Annotated in this window: 20 protein-coding genes; 12 read left to right on the top strand and 8 right to left on the bottom strand. The window is 44.1% G+C overall.

Features of this window, described 5'->3' with window-relative positions:
- Positions 1–165 precede the first annotated feature (165 nt).
- The 4 genes from tsaD to GGD38_RS22975 all read left to right on the top strand — a co-directional run bounded on the left by tsaD (position 166) and on the right by GGD38_RS22975 (position 6,315).
- Positions 166–1,209 (top strand): tRNA (adenosine(37)-N6)-threonylcarbamoyltransferase complex transferase subunit TsaD, encoded by a 1,044-nt coding sequence (gene tsaD / locus GGD38_RS22990; protein ID WP_375301804.1) that lies wholly within the window; start codon positions 166–168, stop codon positions 1,207–1,209.
- A 239-nt stretch (positions 1,210–1,448) separates the two neighbouring features.
- Positions 1,449–2,162 (top strand): tRNA1(Val) (adenine(37)-N6)-methyltransferase, encoded by a 714-nt coding sequence (locus GGD38_RS22985; RefSeq protein ID WP_375301805.1) that lies wholly within the window; start codon positions 1,449–1,451, stop codon positions 2,160–2,162.
- A gap of 257 nt (positions 2,163–2,419) precedes the next feature.
- On the top strand, positions 2,420–3,331 hold the full coding sequence (locus GGD38_RS22980; protein ID WP_375301806.1) for a hypothetical protein: 912 nt from the start codon (positions 2,420–2,422) through the stop codon (positions 3,329–3,331).
- A gap of 149 nt (positions 3,332–3,480) precedes the next feature.
- Positions 3,481–6,315 carry a CHAT domain-containing protein gene (locus GGD38_RS22975; protein ID WP_375301807.1) on the top strand — a complete coding sequence of 945 codons (2,835 nt, stop codon included), beginning with the start codon at positions 3,481–3,483 and terminating at the stop codon, positions 6,313–6,315.
- Positions 6,316–7,279: 964 nt separating this feature from the next.
- On the opposite strand, the gene GGD38_RS22970 is transcribed toward GGD38_RS22975, so the two are convergent.
- Positions 7,280–8,056, bottom strand: coding sequence for a hypothetical protein (locus tag GGD38_RS22970; protein WP_375301808.1), 777 nt, complete (start codon positions 8,054–8,056; stop codon positions 7,280–7,282).
- Between the two features lie 6 nt (positions 8,057–8,062).
- Positions 8,063–8,665: an RNA polymerase sigma factor gene (locus tag GGD38_RS22965; RefSeq protein ID WP_375301809.1), complete on the bottom strand. Its 603-nt coding sequence runs from the start codon at positions 8,663–8,665 to the stop codon at positions 8,063–8,065.
- Between the two features lie 741 nt (positions 8,666–9,406).
- Between GGD38_RS22965 and GGD38_RS22960 the strand changes: the two genes are divergently transcribed.
- The 8 genes from GGD38_RS22960 to GGD38_RS22925 all read left to right on the top strand — a co-directional run bounded on the left by GGD38_RS22960 (position 9,407) and on the right by GGD38_RS22925 (position 16,364).
- On the top strand, positions 9,407–9,799 hold the full coding sequence (locus tag GGD38_RS22960; RefSeq protein ID WP_375301810.1) for a helix-turn-helix domain-containing protein: 393 nt from the start codon (positions 9,407–9,409) through the stop codon (positions 9,797–9,799).
- Positions 9,800–9,840: 41 nt separating this feature from the next.
- On the top strand, positions 9,841–10,296 hold the full coding sequence (locus GGD38_RS22955) for a hypothetical protein (protein ID WP_375301811.1): 456 nt from the start codon (positions 9,841–9,843) through the stop codon (positions 10,294–10,296).
- 23 nt (positions 10,297–10,319) lie between these two features.
- On the top strand, positions 10,320–10,778 hold the full coding sequence (locus tag GGD38_RS22950) for a hypothetical protein (RefSeq protein WP_375301812.1): 459 nt from the start codon (positions 10,320–10,322) through the stop codon (positions 10,776–10,778).
- Between the two features lie 38 nt (positions 10,779–10,816).
- A complete protein-coding gene (locus GGD38_RS22945; protein WP_375301813.1) occupies positions 10,817–11,173 on the top strand; it encodes a helix-turn-helix domain-containing protein in 357 nt (118 codons plus the stop codon).
- Positions 11,174–12,363: 1,190 nt separating this feature from the next.
- Positions 12,364–12,978, top strand: coding sequence for a hypothetical protein (locus GGD38_RS22940; protein WP_375301814.1), 615 nt, complete (start codon positions 12,364–12,366; stop codon positions 12,976–12,978).
- 149 nt (positions 12,979–13,127) lie between these two features.
- The gene (locus GGD38_RS22935) at positions 13,128–13,868 is read left to right on the top strand and encodes an N-acetylmuramoyl-L-alanine amidase (protein WP_375301815.1); all 741 of its coding nucleotides are present in this window, start codon (positions 13,128–13,130) and stop codon (positions 13,866–13,868) included.
- A gap of 149 nt (positions 13,869–14,017) precedes the next feature.
- Positions 14,018–14,959: a hypothetical protein gene (locus GGD38_RS22930; RefSeq protein WP_375301816.1), complete on the top strand. Its 942-nt coding sequence runs from the start codon at positions 14,018–14,020 to the stop codon at positions 14,957–14,959.
- A gap of 289 nt (positions 14,960–15,248) precedes the next feature.
- Positions 15,249–16,364, top strand: a complete 1,116-nt coding sequence (locus GGD38_RS22925; protein ID WP_375301817.1) for a type I restriction endonuclease — start codon at positions 15,249–15,251, stop codon at positions 16,362–16,364.
- A 40-nt stretch (positions 16,365–16,404) separates the two neighbouring features.
- On the opposite strand, the gene GGD38_RS22920 is transcribed toward GGD38_RS22925, so the two are convergent.
- The 6 genes from GGD38_RS22920 to GGD38_RS22895 all read right to left on the bottom strand — a co-directional run bounded on the left by GGD38_RS22920 (position 16,405) and on the right by GGD38_RS22895 (position 26,239).
- Entirely contained in the window at positions 16,405–16,650 is a 246-nt protein-coding gene (locus GGD38_RS22920) for a hypothetical protein (RefSeq protein ID WP_375301818.1), read from the bottom strand.
- A 120-nt stretch (positions 16,651–16,770) separates the two neighbouring features.
- Positions 16,771–17,745, bottom strand: a complete 975-nt coding sequence (locus GGD38_RS22915; RefSeq protein WP_375301819.1) for a hypothetical protein — start codon at positions 17,743–17,745, stop codon at positions 16,771–16,773.
- A gap of 10 nt (positions 17,746–17,755) precedes the next feature.
- On the bottom strand, positions 17,756–18,406 hold the full coding sequence (locus tag GGD38_RS22910) for a hypothetical protein (RefSeq protein ID WP_375301820.1): 651 nt from the start codon (positions 18,404–18,406) through the stop codon (positions 17,756–17,758).
- A gap of 145 nt (positions 18,407–18,551) precedes the next feature.
- On the bottom strand, positions 18,552–20,066 hold the full coding sequence (locus GGD38_RS22905; protein ID WP_375303885.1) for a RagB/SusD family nutrient uptake outer membrane protein: 1,515 nt from the start codon (positions 20,064–20,066) through the stop codon (positions 18,552–18,554).
- A gap of 252 nt (positions 20,067–20,318) precedes the next feature.
- Positions 20,319–23,519: a SusC/RagA family TonB-linked outer membrane protein gene (locus GGD38_RS22900; RefSeq protein ID WP_375301823.1), complete on the bottom strand. Its 3,201-nt coding sequence runs from the start codon at positions 23,517–23,519 to the stop codon at positions 20,319–20,321.
- Between the two features lie 191 nt (positions 23,520–23,710).
- Positions 23,711–26,239: an alpha-L-arabinofuranosidase C-terminal domain-containing protein gene (locus GGD38_RS22895; protein ID WP_375301824.1), complete on the bottom strand. Its 2,529-nt coding sequence runs from the start codon at positions 26,237–26,239 to the stop codon at positions 23,711–23,713.
- Positions 26,240–26,293 lie beyond the last annotated feature (54 nt).

The raw sequence follows: 26,293 nt of genomic DNA, 5'->3' as shown, positions 1-26,293 counted from the left end.
TTAGCTAATTTGCTAATGTGATAATGTGATAATTCGATAATGAAATACAACATTGTGAGTGCTGCGTGAGCATACGGTCACGGAAAATAAGCCGGCAGCACATGAAGCATTATCACATTAGCTGATTATCACATTATCACATTCCGCTTTTCTTATATTTGCAAAGTGAGTATTACAATCCTAGCAATCGAATCATCGTGCGACGAAACATCCGCCGCTGTTATTCGCGACGGCGAAATTCTTTCAAATTTTATTGCCAATCAAACCGTGCATGAACAATATGGCGGCGTAGTGCCCGAGCTGGCTTCCCGCGCCCATATGCAAAATATAGTGCCGGTAGTGCATGCCGCTTTGCAAAAGGCAGCACAGTCTGCCGGCGAATACGTGAACGAAGCCTCAGTAAACAACCTGCTGCAATCGGTGAATGCCGTGGCCTTTACCCAGGCGCCGGGCCTTATTGGCTCGCTGCTGGTAGGCGCTCAGTTTGCCAAATCGCTGGCGCTGGCACTCAATGTGCCGCTCATTGGTGTGCACCATATGCAGGCCCATGTGCTGGCCAACCTTATTGAAGATCCCAAACCTGAGTTCCCCTTCCTTTGCCTTACCGTAAGTGGCGGACATACCCAGATAGTTCTTTGCGAATCGCCCCTTTCACTAAAAGTAATTGGTGAAACCATGGACGATGCCGCTGGTGAAGCCTTTGATAAATCGGCCAAATTACTAGGCCTGCCCTACCCCGGCGGCCCGCTCATTGATAAATATGCCAAAACCGGCGATCCCAACAGGTTCAAATTTCCTGAACCACAAATACCCGGACTGAACTTCAGCTTTAGTGGATTGAAAACCGCCATCCTGTATTTTCTACAGGAGAATACGGCCGCCAATCCCAATTTTGTGGAGGAGAACCTGGCCGATATTTGCGCTTCTATACAACACCGCATCGTTAGTATTTTGCTGAACAAGGTAAAGGCAGCTGCCCGCACCACGGGTATCGATCAAATATGTATTGCCGGCGGCGTGTCGGCCAATAGCGGCTTACGCAAAGGCATTACCGAAATGGGCGAAAAACACAAATGGCAAACCTTTATTCCCGCCTTTCAATATTGTACCGACAATGCCGCTATGATCGCAATGACAGCTTATTATAAGTTCCTTAATGAAGAGTTTGCTGATTTGAGTGTGGGGCCCACGGCTAGAGCAGAGTTCTAAGTTCATAGTTTTTAGTTTTAAGTTCTTAGTTCCTGAATATTTAAGCTCTTCGCTTATATGGATGTTTGTTGGTTTCAAGTTTCAGCGTGACAATTGGCGAGCCTCGCGAATTTCCAAAAAACTTAAAATTCAAATAGCCACGGAAAATAGCGAGCACCGAATAAAAAACTAAAAACTTAGAACTAAAAACTTGAGACTCGAAACTTGAGACTTGAAACCAGAAACTGAAAAACTAAAAAGTGGCCAATACTTACTTTAAGTTCAAACAATTCACAATACATCAGGATCGGGTAGCCATGAAAGTATGCACCGATGCATGCATTTTGGGCGCCTGGTTCCCGGCTAAAATGGCACAGCATGCAACAGTGTTAGATATAGGCAGCGGCACCGGCCTGTTGATGATGATGCTTGCACAACGCACTCAGGCCGAAATACACGGCATCGAGATCGACATGGACGCTTATGAGCAACTAAAGGAAAACACCAGCCAAAACGACTGGAAGGAGCGCCTGAAGGTATTTCATGGCGACGCCCGCAGCTTTCAATTTCCGGTAAAGTATGATTTCATTATTTCGAACCCGCCTTTTTTCGAGAACGACCTGTTAAGCACCGACGACCGCGAACAGGTGGCCAAACACAGCAAACACCTAACCCTTCACGCGCTTATTGAAGTAATTGCCGCCAACTTGCAACCCCAGGGCGCCTTTGGTATCCTGCTGCCCTATCACCGCTGGGAACAATTCAATAAACTGGCAACACAGCAAAACTTCTCTCTCACCGAAAAACTCATTGTTCGGCATACGCCCAACCATGCACCCTTCCGCGCCATTTTACATTACACCCGCAACCACCAAAACGTTGCAACAGATCTTCAACTCACCATTCAACAGGAAAAAGGCGTTTATACGCCCGAGTTTGTAGCCTTATTGAAAGATTACTACTTGTATCTGTAACAGATACATTGTATTTTACCGGCGTTTAGGAAGTTGGCATTCCTACCCTGTAGTGGGTAGGTAAATGAAAACCATTATTTTTTTAACCATTGAAAATCAGCACTGTAAATAAATCACTAATAAATATTCGTGTATTATAATCCAAAAATCGAATATTTGTTTATCCATATCCGTTGAAATACGGTATTTCTACGCTGGTAGTGGTTCCATAACCTTGTCTGAACATTGGATTCCCGCGTTAAAAACCGAAAACTTACATGAAAAGCAAACTGTGTACAAGTTTAACCTTGCTAACGTTCGTATTGCTATTTGTATTTGTTGCCTGCAACAAAGCCGGCAAGCAAAATGACAATGAAGCCAAGACTGAAGAAGGTGAAGTTATCAATTCGAACCCCTTATTAGCAAACACACCCATTTCTTGTCCCAATGCCCCTAACTACGGGGACACTATTCTTTTCACAAAACCTAAAAGTGGCGGTGATTTTTTTGCCGACCCCATAAACAACCAGGGGGTACAGGGTACCTATTTGAGCTGGCCCGAAGGGCTTAAGCTTAACCGTAATACCGGTAGCATTAACCTTTCGCAAAGTGAGACCGGCGTTCGGTACAAAGTAGCCTTCGTTAAACAAGGTACTACCGATACCTGTGTAGCTCAGTTGATCATTGGCGGTATGACCTACCTCGATAAGATCTATGCCATAGATCAAAACGACACCCTGGCAAAACCCATTTTCAATGCCGATCCGTTTGGCCCTTCTATTTGTGATGCCAGTGATGACAGCGATTATCCCGATAACGGGAATAGCGGCAACAACAGATGTGAATTTGACGATGCTGCTCCCGGCTCAAAAGCCAATGACCAAAAGCTGCGCGTACGTACCCGAAGCGGTATCATTAACCTGAAGAAATCACTGGCCGATGGTATATTTGGACCCAATGTTAAGAACGGCGATTTTAAACTCATTCCCATTCAGTACCAGCTTAACGATGGCAGCAGTAAGGCCGTACAATCTGTAACTGTAAAGGTGATGTACTACGACAAAGTATCAAACATTCCAACAATACTGCAACAGGAAATAAGCGGTAAAAATCTCAGCATGTTCAGCTACCAGATAGTGAATGGCAGACCTCGTCCGCCATTGATCATCATTGCCGGACTATCCCGCTAACAATAGGCAATAAGCAATAAACAACAGGGTTTAGGAACTTCCGAACGTTCGATTACAGGCAACCTGATGCCGTTTAAGGTTAATTTGCCCATTGCCCATTGCCTATTGCTCATTGGTTCTTATACCCAATCACCCTTATCTTCGCCGCCATGGTAAAAATGGGTAGTGGTTTTTTACGGTGTATTTTGTGGAAAGGCTGGTTACCGCTGGTCGCGTGGTTGTTTTGTTCGTACAACTACGACAAACGGGTTAAATCTGACACCCTGCAATCGCTGTACAACAAAGCCAACAGGTTGTTCAAAATGGCCACCGATGCCACCGACAGCCTGGCCCTTACAGCCTATCAACAGGTGCTGGCGCTGGCTGCCCAGCAGGGCAATGCCCCCGACTCCATACTGTTCTTCTCTAATGTAAACTGTGGCAAATTACTGGAAGATCGTGCCGGCTATACGCAGGCCATCGAGGCGTATTTGAAGGCTTTTCGAATAAAACAACGCAATACCAACTGGAGCGATTCGCTTTTATACGAATTGAACGTACATACGGGAACCACCTATTACCACCTCAACAATTTCGACTCGGCCAATCATTTTTTGTTAGAAGCCGAAATGCTGGCGCAACGGTACCCCGGCGTACATGAAAAAGAACGGATGTACAACGATCTTGGTGCTATGTATTATGAGAGCGGCAATTATTTACAAAGCCGCAATTACTTTACCCATGCGCTGGAGATCATTAAAAAGCAACCACAGGTAGACGTAGCCTGGGTAGTTAACATCGAGAACAACATCGCCGTGGCTAACTATAAGCTGGGCAAATACGAAGAAGCGATTGCTATTTACCAGTCCATTTGCTCGCGCAACATATTTACCAACCAGATCTTCTTAAATATGGGTTTGGCCTATAAGGCCATGGGAAATTATAAAAAAGCCCTTCAATGGTTTCGTAAGGTAAATGCCCCCACCCTGCCCCGCGTGTACAACGAAATTGCACATGCCCACCTGCTGATGGACCATACCGATTCGGCGGAGTACTTTCTCAACCTGTTTCATAAGGCGCCTGCAGAAGGCAAAGCCAAACCTAACACCATTTACTATGGCATGCATCATTTGTACGATGGTGAGGTATGCATAAAACGGAAACAATATGAGGCGGCGCTGCCCAATTTACAACAGGCCATAATGGTATTGGGCGGGCGGTTCAACAACCCCGATCCGTTTAGCAATCCCGAGAATTTCACCGGTTCTTTTCTATCCTTTCGTTTGTACGATGCGTTGTATAGAAAAGCCAATGTTTTTGAAACGCTGTACATAGTTCAGAAAAAAGAAAAGTATTTACAGGCGGCGCTGGCCACCTATAAAAGCGCTATTGCTTTGTTACGCTATATTGAAAAAAGCTATGATACCGATGATGCCAAATTGTTCCTGAAAAGCAACAACCAGCAGGTATACCAGCAGGCAGTGCAGGTTTGTTTTCAATTGCACGCCCTTTACCCCAATGCCGGGTATGCGCAAGAGGCTTTTGTAATGGCCGAGCGCAACAAAGCCTCAATAATGTACAGCGGGGTGGCCGAAAAAAGTTTTCGCAAAATACCCGGGCTCGACCCCATTCTTTTACAACAGGAAAGAAATATAAAATACAATATTGCGCGGGTAAGCATAAAGGGCGACCGGTCGCTCGACAGCGGTACGGCGGCACAGCTTACCAATGAAAAAGCCAATTTTGAAATTCAACTGGCGCAGGTGCAACGCGCTATTGAGCAAAACAGCCATTATTATAAACTGAAGTATAGCGAAACCTACCCGCGGCCCGACTCAATACAACAATTCCTCACAACAGAGCAGGCCGTTATTAGTTTTTATGCTACCGGTAATGCACTGCAGGTATTTGTTATAACCAAAAATGATTTTAAACAAACCCGTATCGATTCGTTAACAGCATTAAAACAAGCCATAACGCAATGGCTAACTGCTTTGCAAAATACCGAAAGCGGCCGCCGCTTTAAAGGCCAGCCCTGGGGCGAACGCATTTACAAGCTATTGGTAAAACCAGTACAGGCATTGGCGGGTAATAAATTCGAGTGGACCATCATCCCCGACAATATATTGTACTATCTGCCATTTGAATCGTTACCGGCAGAAGATAAACCCGATGCCAAAACGCTGCTCGAAACGAATGAGATCAGTTATCAGTTTGGCGCCCGTTTTTTTGTAATGCAGGCCTCACGTGCACCATCGGCGGCATCTTCGTACAATACACTGGCCATGGCGCCCTTTGCACAAAACAGTTTGCCATTTCCGCATCCCGTATATAACAATATGCAACAACTGCCGGCATCGGCAAAAGAAATTGCCGGTTTACCGGGTTTATATATTACCGGCAACCAGGCAACGAAGACGCAGTTCTTACAAAACTTCAATAAATACCCGGTAGTGCATTTGGCTACCCATGCCATTGCCGATACAGGCAATAGCGATATTTCGTTCATTGCGTTTTATCCAAAAACAAAACAGCCCACCCAGGATGCCCTGTACCTCGAAGAATTGTATGGATTGAATATGGAGAACACACGACTGATGATCATAAGCGCCTGTGAAACCGGTAATGGACAGTTGGTGAACAGCGAAGGTGTATTAAGTATTACACGTGGGTTTGCGTATGCAGGTTGTGCCAGTATGGTAAACAGTTTATGGAAGGCCGATGATGAGGCTACAGCTGCTATATTACATCAATTCCATATATACTTACAAAAGGGTTACTCTAAACCCAAAGCATTGCGTCAGGCGAAGCTCGATTACCTGCATAGTAATACGGTGAACAAATCGCCTGTGTATTGGGCGCATTTGCTATTGACCGGCGATACCCAACCGCTGGTACAATCAACGGCGGCATATAAATGGTTGCTTGTTGGTAGTGTATTGTTAACAGCCTTGTTAACCGGAGGAGTATTAAACAAAAAGAGAAAAAAAAGTCGACGTAGCTAACACAAGTATACGGATTAAAATTTGCTCTGATGTGTGTACTCCGGACTACAGCATATTCTGCGTTATCCTTTGATCAAACGTCGACTTTTATATTTTGAGCGTGTTGCTTTCATAGCTAAAAACGGTAACCGGGCTACGCCCGATTACCGAAAACTAAATCTTTAATTCAAATCAGGTCCTGTTTCCAGGGGTGTGTGCTATCAACAACCAGAGTTTAGGGACTAAACTGAAGGCAATAGGCATAATGTAACACAGCATTAAACATGCGTATTTTACCTTTTGCTTTCAGCTTGGGGCTGTAAGCCTTTCTTTAAATATGTGACTGCATCGCCCGATCTTGATCGGCGCGAACGTGATTGTAAAAAATTCGTGAAGAAGAGACCATCCAGGCTTCTCTGTTGTAATCCGCCAGCTGGCGGACTACCCAGGTTTCCGATATCATGATCTGGTCCTCACGAATGCGAAGCTAATATTCGAGAAGATGGAATCACACAGGTTTCTCTGTCAATCTCCGCCAGCCGGCGGAGGAAGCAGGCTTCCATATTATTGATTCAGATCTCCGCGAACGCGTAGATTTATCCGTGAAGAAGGAACCACACAGGTTTCTCTGTCGCTACATCCGGTGTAACGCAGGCTTCCATATTATTGATTCAAATCTCCACGGATGTGTAGATTATTTCGTGAAGAAGGAACCACACAGGCTTCTCTGTCAATCCCGACTTGTCGGGAAGCAGGTTTCCATATTATTGATTCAGATCTCCACGAATGTGTAGATTAAATCCGTAAGGATGGAATCATCCAGGTTTCTCTGTTGTCCGCCGTAGGCGACCCAGGTTTCCGATGTTATGATTCAGATCCTCACGAACGTGTAAGGGACTTATTTAAAAGAGCTGCTATTAATTAGTAAAAGCTGCTGAATTCGATGTAACCGCGAAATGCGATTTTTTTAAAAAAATTATTTCAATTAACGGCTCGCCTTGATCTTCAGGATCTGCAGATCGAAATATCCGATCTTGCTGGCTTGCTGATGATACTTATGGCTTTTATCGGCCTGTATCTGTTGAAATAATTGAATGGCCCCACTGGTATTATTACCAGCCAGTTCGCTTAGCGCCAGGTAAAACTGCGCTTCATCGCGATACAGGTCATCGTTTGTTTGAGCATTATTTGCTAATACTTTTTCAAACAATAAACTTGCTGCTGCATATTGTTTTAATTGCAGATGGGCGAAGCCGGAAAGGAATAAGGCTTTATTATCATGTAAGGAAAGTCGGTTAACGGTGGCAACAACGCCGATCCAGTTTTGAGCCCGGTACACCTGTTCTATATCGGTGATGGTTGCCTGACCTCTGGTAGTTGGTAGTGTATACTCTATGAACGCTTGTTCATACACGCGTGTTGCGTTAACGGTAAAAAATTTATACGAACCCACACCAACCAATAATAACAACACGGCGGCGGCCATACGAACAGCTTTGCTCAAACGAAAAACACGTGTTGTTTTTTTATTAGATGTTTGTAACACCTCAACCGGTTGTATAACCCTGAAATTTTCTTTTATCAATGCCACCTGGTCATAGATAGCAGAATATTCTACTGCATCAACAGCCAGTTGTAAAAACCGGAGTTGCTTGCGGGTCTCATCATCGCTATTGATCAGCGCTTCCATTTCCCGCATCTCCTTTTCTTCAAGTGTGCGGTCGAGGTAATTGATTAATAATTGGTCGTTGCGGTCCTCCATAAAAAATTAGTCTGACTGTTGATTCACCAGCTTTGCGATCACAGGATTTTGTTTTACCATTTCTGTTAACGCTTGCAGGCACTTGTATTTTTTGTTGCGCACCACCTGTTCATTTTCGTAAGGCAGGTGATGTAAAATATCTTTCATTGTAAGGTTTTCGTAATAAAACAGGGTAAGTAATTTTTTACAGGGCTCCCCCAGTTTGCCCAGTACGGTAACAAACTGTTGTTTTACTTCGCGGTCGGCTATGTACTGGCTTACGTCCATTTCAGTAACCTCCCGCCCATGTTCAAAAACCTTTTCCCGGGCATCGCTTCGTTGGCGTTTTTTCAGTTCATTCAACCATAGGTTGCGGGCAATGGCAGTTAAAAATGTTTTTATACTGGCTTCGCCCCTGAACTTTTCTTTTTTTACCAGGTCAATAAAAGTGACCACCGTTTCCTGAAATATATCCTCAGCATCGGGCGGCGTACCGCTGTTGGCCAGAATATACGACTGGATGGTAGAAGAATACTGCTCGTAAATGAAAAATATGGCGTTATTCAGCTGATCACTTCTTCCAATAGCGGCAATCAATTCCGCATCGGAGTACATATTGCCCTTTATCATACCTCGGTTATAATAGTAAACACCGGTAATTATTTTGTAACCGGACTAGTCAGTTTTTATGAAAAATTATAATCGCTGGCCTGGAATGGCGCAAAAGTAGTACAGGAAGTGTTATATTCAGGAGGAATTTGGGGAATAACCCAGCAAATTGATAATTATCAATAAAACCGGACTGTTTCCTAATAAGAAATACTTACCGTTCTACCCACACACCCTAAACACCCGCCCATATGCCCCACATAATGCTTCCAGAAGCCCCAAAAACATATTAAAGTGCGAATTTAAAAAAATAAAGTTTTGAAGCATAAAGGTGAACATAAACATCCTATCAACATATATAAACTGATTGTTCTCAAAGTGTCCCCAAATACAAGTCTGTTAATTTGGTAGAATATACAAAATGGTGCCGGGCCGAATTTTGCCAAAACGTCGAAACCAAGCTCAAAGAGGGCAAAACATGAAGTGATTGATCGAAAAAATATTAACAAGCTAAGTAACTTGCACTCAGAAGAATAAAGCAAAAGGGTCCCTGGTGGCCGGCTTAAATTTGTAGCGCCCTATCCATGCTCATGCGATTGTAACGCTTGGTATGCCCTGGCTTTATCTGAGGCACACTGAATGTATACAATGATGTATTGTAGTTGACTGTTAAAGACTAATTAGGCAACGCAATGTTTAATGAATGTGGTACAAAGACGCGCATAATAACATTTATTATTTACTATTCATTAAACAGGCTGTATGCCCAAAAAAGAAGTCAACCGGTCTGTGCAGGTTGCAGCTATGCAGATCAAGAAGTATCTTGACGGGCATCCTTATACCCACTTAAGCACGGCCGCATTGGCAAGGCAATATCACATCAGCAGGAATGCACTACAGGATTTTTTTAAAGAGAAGTACAAACAACCATTGGGGGCATACAAATTAAAATTACGATTGGGCGAAGCCAAACGATTATTACGCATGGGCAAATCGGTAAAGGAAATAAGTATTATTCTTCGTTATTCTTCGCCCAGTTCATTTAGTAATGCTTTTAAAAATTATTACAACATCAGTGCAAAGGAATGGATAAACAAAATAGAGAGCAGAAAAACACGAAAGATGAAGAACAACGCCCGCACAACAGATCAATAGCATAACCTTGTACCAGTGGCCATTAATAAACCTGATTGCACATGAAATCGACCAGAAATGCAATAGAGAAGTATTTAAAAGATAACATGGGACATTATATCAATCCATTCAGGGTAGAAAGCACCCTCGATGAGGAAGGAGCTTTTGATATGAGCGCCCGGTGGCCCGATGTTTTTGCCGAACCCGATTATAACCTAGAGATCAGTATAACCAATACTACGGTAGCAGAATTTAGTAAGTTGAGTGGAATAAATACGGTAGAACAGCTGCATTTTGTTAGTCCGCACATGTTGATAGAGCTGTTTCACAAGGGCATAGCCCGGTTATGCTGTATGATAGACAATCCCGATTATTATTACGAGCTGCGCTTTTACAAAAAGAATGGCAAGCTGTATATGTTAGATGAGGAAGAAGATATTAATAAGGTAATTAAGGAAAAGCTGGAAACGCCCGGTGATTTTTTTGAGTTCACCAGGAACTATGTTTCAAATTTGTAAGCGTGGCACTAAACCGCTCCGCCATGAACCGTGCAGAAAGAAATATATACACGTTCCTCGACGACCATCTGGGGTTGTACGACAATCCCCATGGCGTGGAGTTTTGTATGAATATCGATGATTCAGTTTTTGTGATCCATCCCCTTAACCCACCACCCGAACCCTGGGTTGATTATGGTTTATTATACAACAGCACCCCTTTTTTTACATTCATGCAGGATTTTAAGTTCCGTCATTCGCAGGAGCTTGTATCCCTTACGCCCGCCCATCTCTGGTCTATGTATTACAATGGCAAGGCCGAGATATATTGTTCAATTGTAGTAAAGATCATTTTTCATGCATTGTATTTTCGCCTTACAAAAAACAACACGATGATCGTTCGCGACGATCATGATAATGAGCATGAAGTAGGCGAAGTATTTCACAATCCGCACCAGTTTTTAACGTATACCCAAAGTCATTTCGTACACACCGAAGGCTAACCAGGAACGACCATTCTATTACCATTAACCTACCGACCATGGGGAATGAAAAACGGTTCACGCTGCATGTACTGCAGGCAGTAGGTGCATATAAAAAAAACCTCGACGATCATCGCGGCGCCATTGGCGATAGCGCGCAAAAGCTATCGGAGAAATATGGCATTACCCGCAATACCTTGCAACAGGCGTTTAAAATACAATACGGCCTAACCATTCGCGATTACAAGCTGAAGAAAAGAATGGAACGCAGCAAAAGAATGTTAAAGGCGGGAAAAGACATCAAAGAAATTACTTATCAATTACATTATACCACGGTGCGGGCATTTTTATATGCGTTCAAAAGGCATTATGGTATAACGCCAAGCCAATATACGGGAGCGAAGCCTTTATCGTAACAAAACAGTTATCTCACTTGATCACCGCCAATTTTATTTGCGCAACAACAATAAAAAATCAACTTCTATCCAAACATCTTCTTAAATTAAATCATCAACCCATTCCTTCTGGCTTTCCTTATAACTAATTGCCATTGCCTGTTACACAGGTGGCATCTTATGGTTGCAATGATTAATAGCAGGCTTATAATGACGCATTGCCAAACAGGCCGAAGATATAACTGTCCTGTTCCCTCGCATTGCAGCGCAGCGCCGACACGTTGCTGCGTTGCAACAATGCGTATCTGGCTTGTTTGCTCACGTTGCAGGCTATATGGAACGCGACTGCGCGACGGGGATGAGACGGATCAGCACTGATAGGTGTCGCTGCAGCACTGCTATGAGTTCCAAATGCGCAGTTACGTCACGCTGCAGGCCCGATGTGATGTTATGCTGCGCTGCAATGAGGCATTACAGCGCAACTCCGCCGCATCGCAGTTACGCTACTTCTCATTGCTGCGCAACTATGCCGCATTGCTGTGCAGCAATGACTCATTGCAGTAACGTTCTATGAGTTAACAGACGTGCTACATAGGTAAAGTCAACCTGCAACCTGAAGAAACGTCGCGGAGCGTGCTCATTTCAATGCGTTTGCTCCTCATAGCGTAACTGCAAGCTCAGCAAACGCGCTGATACGATCACCCGGCAAGCCTGCGGCCTCACCCAACATGCAGACTACGTGAGGTTACGGATCGACAAGGCCACGGAGCAACACAGCAACAACCAGAAAACATCCGACTATTACATCACCATAGGGCTTTGGCAAGATATTCCTGCTGGAAAATCTTACCAAAGCTTTTTTATTTTCTAAACTCCCTTCCAGCCGAGGTATTATAACTCACCGTAAGCTATGACCGCGGTTGTTTTTTCGCGACAAAAGACGACATTATACGACAAAAGACGACACTTTTTGGGGTACCTATTCTTTGATTCAAAAATTCCATCTACGTTTGTCATGCGTTGTTGCTAACAACACACATCCTGAACCGATAGCTAACAGTTCAGGGAAAACGAATCCGAAAACGCCATACGCGCAGTACTCACAACGGCCTCTGCGCGGCTTCAATGAGTAGTATGGCTCCCCTATTAAAGCGTAACAGGTACAGATTAGTAGCAGGCAACTTAATTTTTTCACAACTAAATTTTTACATATGGAACCGATCATATTAAAATCATACAAACGGGATGGCGACAGCGAATTAGCCACAAGCGCCACCCGTGTAGCAGAGGGAATGGACAACAATCCCAAATTCCCCGATCCACCGCCAGCATATGTTTCATTAAAAACATTGCTGCCGGATTACAGAACAGCTGTTGCAAATGCCAAAGGGCGCGACTCAGTAGCCGTATCACTTAAAAAAGACCTGAAGGTTAAAGTGATTGGCTATATGATCGAGCTCGATGCGTGGGTAACAGAAAAATGTAAAGGCGACCGCACTATGCTGTTGGAAAGCGGTTTTTATATTTCAGGCGAAAAAGGTAAAACTGTAGAAGAACCAGTTATTACCGCCCTGGAAGTTGAACTGGGCCGTCCGGGTGTACTAACAACCAGAATTAAAAGGATAGCACGCACCCGGCTGTACTTTCACCAGTATACAACCGAATCGCCAACATCGGCCACCAACTGGCATAGTGAATCAAGTTTGCAACCAGCGTATACCTTCAACGGCCTAACATCCGGCGGAACATACTGGCTGCGGGTAGCGGTCGTTAGCAAAACCGGTCAATGGATCTATTCACCGGTTGAGACACGGATCGTTCAATAATCACTAGTAAACATTTATCTATCAAAAAAAACCAAGACCCTTTCCGGTTCACGCCGTGAGGGTCTTTTACTTTTTATAAAAGGGGTGTTTTCACGGGTATAGGGGTTTTCTTTATTGATTAAATTAGTTGTCTCATAATTCTTCATCATATGCCTAGTCCAAAAGATTTTCAATTCGATCTGCCTGCCACCGATAGGCCTTCCCCAATCACACTGCCTGAAGAATGGTTTCCCGGTGTTCAAAATTATTGGGCGCGTTGTACTTCTGAACGATCTGTAGGCGACCATATTAATGGCATTGTGGCTGTTGTGATCCATGCTACCGCCGGCGCCAGCTCTTCCGGCGCGGTTTCGGTAATGAACCCCGCCCCCGGTAAACCATCGGCGAGTTTTCACTGGCTGGTACCCGATGAAGATGAACCGCAACATGGCCGCCTTATTTGGGCTTGCGCCCGCGAAAAAGATGCGGCCTGGCATGTACAAAATTCAAAATCTCATCCTGCAGTAAATAATGGTAAAACGCATGTAAACCACTGGTCGCTGGGTATTGAGATCGTTAACCGGCAAAGCGGTGGCGACTCATTCTCCGACTGGCAGGTAGCTGCTACTGCACAGATCGTGCGCTATTGTTACGCCAAGTATCCCAATTTGAAACATGTTATCTCGCACGCCCGGCTCGATCCCCAACGCCGCAACGACCCCGGGCCTAATTTCCCCTGGGATAAGTTTACACAACTTGTGATGGGCGCTCAGGCTCCTTTATCAATGCTGACCAAACCCAAAGCCGTAAACGGATCGGCGCTCGATCAATTCAAAACCGCTTCGCTTGCAGATGAAGAAGCTAATTTTAAAATAAGAGAGAATTTACACATCAAGAGCCTTCATAAATAAACATGCAGTAGTATCTATCCATAAAAAAGGTCTCCCAACATCCCGGGAGGCCTTTTGGGTTTTTGATTGTTTCTAAAATAAAACTGGGTGTTTTTCACGTTTGAGGGGAATGAGAGTTTGGTTATGTTAGTGGGACAAAAAGGGAAAGTATGACACACTATAATGATACAAGAGTAGAAAAAACACAATCAGAGATAATAGTTCACCTTATAAGTACTAAGGATATATCTAAAACCCTTTCTTTTACAATAAATTTCAAAGAAAACGACCCTGCCTATATTCAACACCTGACAAATTCTCTTTTCGGCGAATTTTTTATTGTATCAAATTTTCAAGGCACCATTACACTAGTACGAATCACAACATTAGAACACGCATATGTTACTCATCAGCTTTTATCAAAACTCGTCAAAAATATTTCAATTATTGCCTGGCGAAATAAAGATGTTACATTCATACAATGTGCAACTAAATGGGAAAATGATATTACAGCTCTTGAAAAGGGAATATATTTTTCAAAATCGTCTATTGAAACAAAAGGGAAACCCCAATCCGAGGTAACCATATACATTGTCAAGAAGCCTTCTTTGCATGAACAAGAAAATATTGTTAATGCCTGCGGCGAATTTATGGAAGCCTTGGGCTTTGAAATGAAAACACAAAATGAACCCATTTACAATTCCTTTTGGCAAAAAATAAGGTTTGTATTCAAAAAGAATGTTACAGAGCAAGATGTTCAGAATATATTTGACAAGGCAAAGAAAGCGCTTGAGCTAAAACATATTGATCTCCCAACCGCCGAACAAACGGAAAAGCTGGCCAATGCTGTTGACAAAATATTGAATAGCGTAAATAGGTTCGACAACTGTACTATTCGTTTAGGCTCGCTGTTGATAGTCAAAAGAATGATTGAAGGGGAACCAATGCTTAAAGTGCACCAATTGACACCGGATGAGATCAAATACTTAGAAGCAAACGATTCGCTATTAAAAGAGGCCGACCCTTTGGCTCCGCCAATTAAAATAAACCCTGTCATAAATACAATCCCGGAAGATACAACAGGTGGTTTACCGGAGCAGGCAAAGATTTAAGATCAGGACAGGTGCGCATATTGTATTTGCTTCAACGCCTTTAGTTAATTATTAATTCTGCAGCAGGATCATTCCCAAGACGACGCCTCCAACACCTCATCGGAAATTGTGACTGCGTAAGTTTTTTTTGCATTTTTGTGCGGATGATGAAAGAATTCCGGTAAAGACTGATAAGGATCAACCATTCCAAACACAAATACGTGAAAAACACCCATTTTTTGTAAAGAATTATTCTGTAATCTCGGAAACAGTTTTACTAATATTATCATAACCTCTTAATCAAATTCCAATGGACTTTAAAGATGAAATAAAACTGTTTGGCGACAGGGTCGAAAAACTTAAAGATCAAATCCAAACAGAAGAAGCTACTAAGAATGCGTTTATAATGCCTTTTATAAAAGCATTGGGCTATGACGTATTCAACCCCTTTGAAGTAATGCCCGAATTTATTGCCGATATCGGCATCAAAAAAGGGGAAAAGGTAGACTATGCAATCATGAGAGAAGGAAATCCCTGCATTTTAATTGAATGTAAACACTGGCGCGAAAGTCTTGACCCGCACAACTCTCAGCTATTTCGATATTTTCATACTACAAGCGCCAAATTCGGCCTCTTATCAAATGGCATTGTTTATAGGTTCTACACTGATTTAGTGGAACCCAACAAAATGGACGAAAAGCCATTCTTCGAATTTAATGTTACAGATATAAAAGACAATCAGATTGAGGAATTAAAGAAATTCCATAAATCATACTTCGATGTAGAAAGCATACAAAACACTGCCAGTGAGCTTAAATACATGAACGAACTGAAGGTGCTTATCAATTCTGAATTCCATAACCCTTCAGACGGTTTTGTGCGTCATTTTGCGAAACAAATTTACAATGGTGTTCTTACGTCCAGATTAATGGAACAGTTTTGCGGACTAACAAAAAAGTCAATCCAGCAATATATCAACGATCTCATAACAGAAAGATTAAAATCCGCACTAAAGAAGGAGAATGACGAACAGAAAACGGTAGAAGCAGAACCACCAGCCAGCCAGCCTGATGCAAAGGATGTTAAAATTGAAACAACAGAAGAAGAACTGGAAAGCTTTATGATTGTGAAAACAATCATGCGCCAAAAAATAAAAGCAACCAGAATAGTATATCGGGACGCACAATCCTACTTTGCCATTCTGTTAGATGACAACAACAGAAAAACTATTTGCAGACTGTATTTAAATAGTTCAAAAAAATACATTGGCACATTCGATGAAACTAAGAAAGAGACAAAATATGAGATATCGGCCCTAGACGACATATTCAACTACTCAGAACATTTGCTAAAAACCATTTCGTTCTACGATGGCGAAAAAGAAAAGCAGCAATCGGGGAAGATGAATGATGTGACTAATGTCTAACAATTAAGAAGCCCCGTGAGGGGCTTTTTAATTGTTCGTATTATTTACTAATTATATAATTCGCAATATAAGCAAGACAAACAAGCCCTGTTATATACTGACCAATAAGAATGGTCATATACAATGGCTTTTTAATTTCCAACTCTTTTAGATCGAGATTGAGCCCCCCAGAATACAAATGCGGTATATAGAAAGCATCTTCAAATCTAAACTCCAACTCCTGCCCTATTACCCCGATCGTATACAGCACACCCCCAAAAAGAAAAACCATTCTCTTATAAAACATCAAATCTTTTGCTCAAGTGTACCAAACTTTGATCACCAATAAAAAGGTATTTTAACGGTATTTAGCTCGTTCTTAATTCTGTATTCACTTCTTCATTTCTTATTCAACATTTTTAACCCCTCATCTCCTATGCGCCCCCACCGTCTTAATAGTCACATTATACGTTCCCACCGCATTTGGCAATTTAAATGCAAAGGCCAATCGATACTCTTGTCCGGGTTCGGCAATATTGGCCGCGGGAATGCGATAATAACACCAATAATCGGCCTGTACGCCGCCACCGATCGCCGCGGGGTTGAACACCGGGAACACCGGCACCTTATCTGGATACGGAAATACAAACGCAGTATCGGTTAGCTTTACATCATAGTATGGGTCCCAGTTTGTAAAACTTGCCAGGCCAGCGCGGGCCTGCACTTCGCCTTTGGCCGGACTGAACACATTTCCATTTTCATCAACCCATTTAATGGTGATCACTGGTGGGCCACTTGCATCGCGCTTTGCCGTTAGCTCCGGGGTAAAATAAACACGCGCCTGTGAAATAGTATCGTTCAGGTAACTATATGATGTACCTGTTTGTACAAAAAATTCCGTGGGCAGGATATTGATATCACAAGCTTCGGTGATCTTTTTCATACCACGCACATTACTAACCTCAACATCCATAGTATATGATCCCTGCGGTACAAATGTAGTGGTACCTGTAAACTGCAACCGCCCTCCTATGGGGTTCAAACTAAATGGCGCTACCATACTATCCTTCAGCTTTGCTTTGAGCGTTTCGGGCGTACTATCGTTATACGTTACATTACCGCTGAACACGGTCAATTGTTGTGGTTTTAGAAATACGCTATCGGCGCTTTTGCCGTTTTTCTTATCGCGCACACTCAACAATGACACTTTCAATGGCGCTGTACTGCCATCGGCCACCATACTGGCCGACACCGTTGTTACACCCTGCGCTACCGCAAACGGATTCTCCAGGTAATATAAATTATCGCTTAAAAAACCAGTTTCCTGTTTTTCACAACCGCCATTTACGCCAATTACGATAATAACCGCCAATAGCCGTAATAGTATTTTATTGCTTTTCATTTTTTACGGGTTATAGTTTATTCAATGTAGCCGTATTTGCCAGTACATGAAGCGTAGTAGCGCCGTTGCTGGTCTTTACGCCTGTGGTTTGACAAGGTATACTTACATCCACCACATCACCGGGCGGCATATTGGGCGAATCGTCCAACACGCCGTTGATCTTTACATACTGCAAGGTATAATAACTATATGCCGGCGCCGAATTAACCAGGTTGATAGTATAAGTATTCTCTATTTTCTTTACCGCCGATAATGCAGAGTCAGCCGCGGCCCAGTTGGCGTACTGTTTGGCGGCTTCGCTGGCATTGTCAAGCGTTATACCGGCATCGCTGAATAAATATTGCGTAACCAGTTTGGAGGTAACCTTACTGAATAGATCATTCAGCGTAGTTACCTGCAGGGAATTCATTAAGGCGGTCACCGAAAAGTCGGTAAACGCAAAAAATGTCCCCGCCTTGTTCACCGAATCCTTTAAATTAAAATGGTCGATGATCAACACCACCGTATCGAAATAATGATAACGATGATTGGCCAGATAATCGTAATTGCTCAACGGTGTTACAGCCTTTGCCAGCCCGCCGTCGGTAAGATAATCATCCTTCTTACACCCGACCGAGGCTATTACTAATATTATTGCTACAAACTTTATATATCGGTTCATTGAATGAATATTTATGTTAGGATTAATTTGTTACCGGTTACCAGTTTTCGGTTACCGGGGCCTCTTGTTCAGCATGCCGGTTATTAATCAGGCTGTCCGCACTTTCAGCCCGGCAACGGGTACCCGTCAACTGGCAACCTGCGTCCTATTTCACTTTTCCAACCCAGAATGCAGTTTGTTTCAAATTAACATTGGTAAGGAACAACGTTGGATCAACCGGCCAGTAATACTTTCCTGCAGTAAAATCGGCATGGGTAATAAATGGAAATTGTTGCTCGCCGGTCAATCGCTCCAGACGTATTAAGTCGAATGTGCGATGCCCCTCCAAAAACAATTCACGCCCCCGCTCATCGGCAATGGCATATAACAGGTCATTACCCGTTACACCAGTTATTGGAGTAGTAACGCCACGCATTGTGCGCAACTGGTTCACGATGGCCAATGCGCCCGCGGCATCCGGCGCCGGCTTCGCGGCCAGCGCTTCGGCTTTCAGTAGTGCAATATCCGCCAGCCTGAACACCAGGATATTATTCAACGCTATCTGGTATGCGGTGCTGTTGTTCACATTTTGAATATTTGCCCACTTAATGCACTCATACGCCGTTACGCTTCCGCTATTGATAAGCACCATCGTTTTTTTGAAACGTACATCGTCGTGGTCCTGGTACAAATAATTTACCAGTCCGATATTTAATTGCCACAAGGGCTGCACCGCACCGTTGCTGAGATACGGTGGCGTTAATGTAACACCGGTGATGGTATAATTTTCTTTAGCATTTACGCTTTCGATAAGCGCGTTTTGCGAGATCTCGAAAATGCTTTCACTGCTTTGTCCTTTGAACAGGTCGGTATAATTCGATTCCGGCACCAGTGTATACCGGCCCGAACCTATTACCTGATCACAGGCTTTATTGCAATTATCATAATCCCCCTGCCAGGCGTAAATATGCGCCAATAACGCATAAGCCGCCCCTTTATCGCCCCGCACAGCTGCGTCGTGAAAGCCATTGTCTTTCCAGTTGAGGTATTCAATTGCTTTGTTCACATCGGCAATAGCTTGTTGTAATACCTGTTGTTGGGTTGAACGCGGCACCTGTGGTTCCGTACTGGCATCTGCGCTATAGCTGGTCACCAGCGGCACATCACCCCATACCCGCGCCAGATAGAAGTAATTAAATGCCCGGGTGAAATAAGCTTCGCCGAGGTATTTGTTTCGGGTGGCTTCTTTATCTTTTTGCGTATTACCCGCAAATACATTCACCGGCATATTGTTTATGAAATACAAACAGCGGTTGCTTTGTGTAATAGCTGCATAAAAGTTGGTATACAAACGCAGCTTTAATCGCGGATCGTAGGTATTGGCCGACGGAATACTTATACCCCAGTTCACATTCAACACATCATTATAAGCGCCATCACCGCCCATAATACCGGTGAATTCATCACTCACCAGATCGCCATAAGTATAATAAGTAATGGCCGCATTGAATGCCGACCTGATCAACGAGTAACAGGCCGCCACCGAAGCATTGGCATCGGCTTCCGTTTTCCAGGTGGTTTCATCCGTTGCCTGACTGTATGGGTCCTGGTCAAGAAATTTCTTGCAGGACGAAGCTCCCAGCAAGAGTATGAGTGACCAGAAGATATGCTTGGGTTTCATAAAAAATTAATTTGAAATAAAATATGTTTTCGTAAAACGGCAAACGTGAAACGTGAAAGCTTAACACACCAGACCTCAAAATCGGCAATCGGCAATCGTGAATCGGCAATAGTTCTCGAAACTCAAAACCTCACTATCGTAAAACATAATTCAAAGCTCATCAATCCGACAACTATTACACAGCCTGCTGAACAGAAGTCCTCTATCAACGCCATCACCTTTATCAACTTTTCAACTTATTACTCACCATTATCACAATTCAACATTCAATCCTAAAGTAAACTTTAGAGCAGTTGGATACACTACATTCGCCGATCCGGTAGTGGGATCAACCAGTTCAGGATCGGGGATCGCTTTTGTTTTTTTGAACGTATACACATTGTCAACCATACCGTACACATTCAACCGCTTTAATCCCATTCCCTTTACCACTCCCTCGGGCAGGGTATAGCCAAGCGTTACATTCCGCACGCGCACAAAACTGCCATCCTCCACGAAATACGAACTGGCAATATTCCAGGGGTCCAGCGCCGGGCCATTTGGATACACCATACGTGGGTATTTAGTGCGGTCGCCGGGGTTTGTCCAGAACTGATCGAGCATATTGGTGATAGCGGCCGGTCCGCTCACACTGCCCCACCATTGGTACATTTTACTTCCATTGAGATAATCACTGAGATAGCCGTTGAAGATCTTTCGTCCGCCCACAAACGAGCAAAACACGTTCAGGTTAAACCCCTTCCAGGAAAAACTATTCCCAAACCCGCCGGTGACTTTAGGCATGGGATTGCCGGCAATCACTTTATCGTCGAAATTGATATTGTAATCGCCATTGTTATCAACATATGCCGGGTCGCCCGCTGTAAGCGCTCCGCCCTGAAAACTGAGCCTTCTACCGGTAATAGGATCTACCGGCACTTCCTTCTCGGTTGCATAAACGCCATCTATCTGATATACTTTGTAATTGAAAAGCGGTTCGCCATAAGTCAATGTTTGCTGAAACCACGATGGGCCGAACAGAAAATCGCGATTACCGTTCGGCAGTTTGGTGACGTAATTGTCGTTAAAACTGATATTGAAATTGGTATTCCACTGGAATTTCGACTGGCTGGGCATGTTCCGTGTATTAAGGCCTATCTCCAAACCGCGGTTGCGCACATTCACGTAGTTACCGCTGTAATAAGCATAGCCCGAAGTAACCTGGGCAGGAATGTTCCAGAAATATTTATCGTTCGCATCTTTCTGGTACCAGTCTACCACTAAACCCACGCGATTATTAAAAAGCTCTATATCGGCGCCTATATCTAATTGCGGGAATTTCTCCCACCGCACGTTATCACTACTACTTACGCCATCATTGAAAATATAACTGTCATACGGGAAGGGCGATACCACCGGCGAACCATTATAGGTTGATGGTGTTCCGGCCAAATACACATAACTACCCGAGCTACCCAGTGTACCGGTTGTACTTAACAGATAGCTGGCATCGGTATACAATGCCTGGTATTTTGCGTACCAGCTGCCGGGGTCGTTTCCCGTTACGCCATAGCTGGCGCGCACCTTCATAAAGTTGATATACTTTTTAAGCGGGTCGAAAAAATTTTCATCAGAAGCGATCCAGCCTACCGATACCGAAGGAAAAGTACCCCAACGATACGATGGACTGTAAATACTGCTGGCATCGCGCCGGAAAGAAGCAGTGAGCAGGTATTTGCCGGCATAATCGTACAACAGGCGACCATAATACGATACCGTGGTTTTACGGCTTGTAGTGGAGCTTGCATACAGGTTAGCGCCAGAAGGCACCGTTTGCAAAGTGGTTATTCCGGTTACATTGATGCCTTTCGCATACGCATAGGTATAATACTGTTTATTGTTATAAGAGCTGGTACCCGCCGCTATGGCAAAATGATGGTCTTTGATGCGGTTCTCATAGGTAAGATAATTTTCGAAACTCCAGCCAGGGTTAGTGGTATTTATATCATAGGCCGTATTCTGCAACCCGTTCAGTTCAAGTGGTGAGAAATAGGCGTATTTGTCGTTATAGTTCGTTGCGCTGAAATAGCTATTGAAAGTAAGATTGCGCACAAGGGTATCAACCAGGTTTACCGAGCCTACAATGGTAAAGATGCGGTTGTCGTCGTAATAACTTTTATCTCCTTTGAAAACCGATTCCTGCTCAGGTGTTAACTGCACAAAGGAGGAAGGGAAGCTCCAGGAGTTGAACAAAGCGCCGGTAGAACCTCCTACCCCATGTTGGCGTTTTTCAGAACTGATCATAATGTCGGTAGCCACGCTCATGCCCTTTATGGGTTTGATGTTCACATGCAGGTGCGGCGCCAGCCTTCGCAGTCCAAACCCATTGATAACGCCCTGTTCGTTATAATGATTGATTGATAAACGATAAGAATTATTATTTCCGAAGTACCCGGCAATGGCCACATCCTGACTGTTCACCACAGCATTGTCGCGCACCATCATACCCTGCCAGTCTACATTGTTATTAAAAGCGGGGTTCAGGCTATCGGTGACCTGTACGGGTAATTGTCCCTGTTGCAGATTGTTATAAGGCAATTGATCGTGCACCAATTGAAGCTTTAACGCCCGTTCGGCATTGCCTATGTACACATCCCGGAACGCAGGCTTCAGCGTAACGCCCGCATACGCACTGGCGCTGATCTGCGTTTTGCCCGGCCGGGCGCTTTTTGTTTTTATAATGATGACACCATTACCCGCACGGGCGCCATAAATGGCAGAAGCCGATGCATCTTTCAGCACATCGATACTTTCAATATCATTTGGATTGATCAAACTGAGCGGATTACTATTGCTGTAAGAACTGCCGATGGCGTTTACGTCGTAAATGACGCCATCGATCACATAGAGCGGACCGGTATTACCGCCATTGCCATTACCGTAATCGATATTGGTAGCGCCACGGATCACAATACTGGGTTTGGCACCCAGCTCACCGGTGCTGCTAAGTACGCTTACTCCGGTGAGACGCCCCTGCAGGGTTTGATCAAAACTCGATTGCGGAATATTGGCAATATCCTTCCCGCTCACCGTGGCTACGGCAGCCGTTACATTACGCCGTTTCTGGCTTTGGTAACCTATAACCACCACATCGGTCATGGCGCGGTCGTCGGGTTTGAGTTTAATTATCATTACGGAGGAACCGGTACGCACCTCTTGTTTTTCATAACCAATAAAGCTGATAAGAAGGCGGCCTGCAGTACCGCGGAGTGTAAGTGTAAATTTGCCTTCCTCATTGGTAGAGGCGCCGTTGGAGGTTTGTCCTTTTTCGGTGATGGAGGCGCCCATTACGGGATGTCCTTTTTCATCAATGACCGTTCCCGTTATAGTTTGCCCGGTTTGTGCAAACATAGGTGGCAGCCAGCAAAGGAATAGCCATGCCAACAACCCCAACGGCCTTGTCAATCGTTTCATAGCAGATAGTTTGGTGAATGATACGTGTTGTTAGTACAATTAAAGCTACCTTCTGTTGCTGAAATGTTGTTAATGGGAATTGGTGGAGTGTTTACGGATATTAGCTTTTTAGTTGACAAGTTAATCCCGATGCAATCGGGAACGAGTTGACAAGGGGTTCTGTGCGGCAGTTTTATTAATAGCTAACAGTATCAATCACTTGCCTTTAGCCTAATAACATTTATCGACCAGGGCTTGAAAGTTAAGCTATTGATATTAGTTATGTTACTCACCACCGGCTTATAAATTTCCTTACCGAACGTATTCTCGGCTTCGCCATTGGGAGCTGAGAGGGTAATTAATTTGGCTTTGGAATGAACCTTTAAATTATCGAGATCGAGATGTGTAGTAATAGGCTCTGAACCGGCATTAACAGTTTTGATGATGATGTCGCCTGTGGCGGAGTCCTTACCAGCTATGGCAAAAAATACGGGCGGCGGCGTATAGGTCATCAGCAGTTTTCCATCGAGATAGCAATCCACTTTATCTACCCCTACCTCAAGCCTGATCTCATACCAGCGGCCTGTCTCTACGGGTGCAGCTAACCGCTGCTGATTGGTAACATCAGCCACCTCATCGCCATGGGTAACACTTTCAAACACGCAATGACTGTTCACCCAACTACCGATATGAGCGCGCAATAAGGTGCTGTCGCTTTTGACCGCAAATGGCACTATAAACGCATTGGTGCCGCCGATCTTGCGGGCCTTTAGGGTAAGTGTATACGTATTGAACGACCTGTTTTTTAACCTGGCAAACAACTGCGGCCCATTGTTGTTTTGCTGTAAGCTGCTGTCAGAAGCCGTCCAGGTACCACGTACCTGTTTCCATTCGGTGCCGGGAAAATTCTTACTCTCATACACCAGCTTTCCATTTTCAACCAGTTTTATATCGGCATATTCGGTTTGGGTATCCCAGGTGGCCACACCAATACTCCCTTTGAATTGCGGCTTTTTAATTACAGCAGGTATAATGGAGGTAGTCACAGGCAGGTTCACCGTAGCGCGGTTTTCGGTCATCATTTTTATAGCATAATAACTGATGCGGGCAAAACTCTTTGCCGAATTGAAATGAATAAGATTCACCGGCCAGTCAACATCATGCTCGTTTACCAACAGGGGCGCATAACTGCTCATGGTCACCAGGTCGCCATTGCGTTCCATACTCATTATATACACAGCGTCTGACAAGGCTGCCGTCATGTTACCGGCGCCTACCCCGCTGTTGGTAGCGTATTCGCCTACATACATTTTCCAATCGCCCCGTTTGTATTTATCGAAATGATTGGTATTACGCATAGCCCAATACGCCGGTTTGTAAGCATGTTCATCGGCAATGTCTACCTGTTTCATACTATCGAGCGTATGCCGGTTCACATCACCAATACCCATGCTGGCTATCAATTGCAGTTGCGGGTATTTTTCTTTTATAACTTTATAGAATGTATTATACCGGGCGGCATACCGTGGCCCGTGCTGTTCATTTCCTAACTCAACATATTTTAAAGGAAAAGGCTCAGGATGTCCGTTGAAACTTCGCTGCATACCCCATTTACTGTTCACTGGACCAATTGCATACTCAATAGCATCGAGCACATCGGTAAGAACGGAATCTATTTCACTATCCGGCACATAATTGCCACTGCGGAATTCACAGCTTACGCCAATGTTCATCACATACAAAGCTGCAGCATTAATATCTTCACAAAACTGCAGGTATTCGTGAAAACCAAACCCATTGGTGCTCCAATAACCCCACGGACTAAACGTTGCCCGCCGATGTTCTATTTCCCCAATACTGTGCTTCCAATTGGGCGAGTTGGCTACGCTTATTCCTTCAACAAAACAACCACCGGGCCAGCGTACAAAAGCAGGATGCAGTGCGGCAATATATTGAGCGAGATCATTACGCAGTCCGTTCCGGCGGTCCTTAAATGTTTTGGCGGGAAAAAGCGACACTACATCGAGCCATACACTACCGGTGCTACCAAAAGACAAAACGAATTGCGCTTTCGGATCTGATTGCGTAGCGGTTAAATCACACACATATTTCTTCCACTCTTTGTTAGTGCAATCAGCAAATGTATAACTGGCGAGTATTGCGCCTTTTTCTGATCGTAATGAAGCAGTAACCGGTCCTTTATAATGATCACTCACCCGAATAAAAAAGCTCAGCGTATAGTGGGCCCCTTTTTCTACATTAATGCCCCAGAAACCTTCATTCACCAGTGCATTTACATTGGGCGTTTTTACATCTACCTGCATAGAATGCGGCGTAGCGGCAGTCAATGGTTTATCTGTAGATAATGCCAGCGCCACACTACTATCATTATTCAACAAACGCCAGGTGGGCCACTGGCTTTTATAGGGCCATTCCATTTTCCAATCGCTTGCTTCATTATTTCTCAAATTAAAATGCGGCGACCGGTCCGGCACAATAAAACCATTCTCCAGCTTCGTACCGTGGGGCAGTGTGCTTTCTTCAAATCCCCGGTTCTGGATCAGCTCAGCGTACAATCCACCCTCACCGCCATGACTGATCTCTTCGAAGAATACACCGTGTAATGTTTTAGAAACGGGTGCAGCAACTTTAGATGCATCTATTTTGATAGAAACTTTATGTTGACCAGAAACGGTAACGATGCTATGGAAAAGTATGAAGAATAAGAGCAATTGTTTCATGCAAATTAGCTTTAGCTTGGTTACCGGTTACCAGATACCAGTTTCCGGGCATAA

It is taken from the genome of Niastella sp. OAS944, from assembly GCA_024809215.1.
In the GTDB taxonomy this organism is placed as follows: domain Bacteria; phylum Bacteroidota; class Bacteroidia; order Chitinophagales; family Chitinophagaceae; genus Niastella.
The sequence above is the reverse complement of the archived record's forward strand: the minus strand, read 5'-3'. Positions and strand labels throughout refer to the sequence as shown.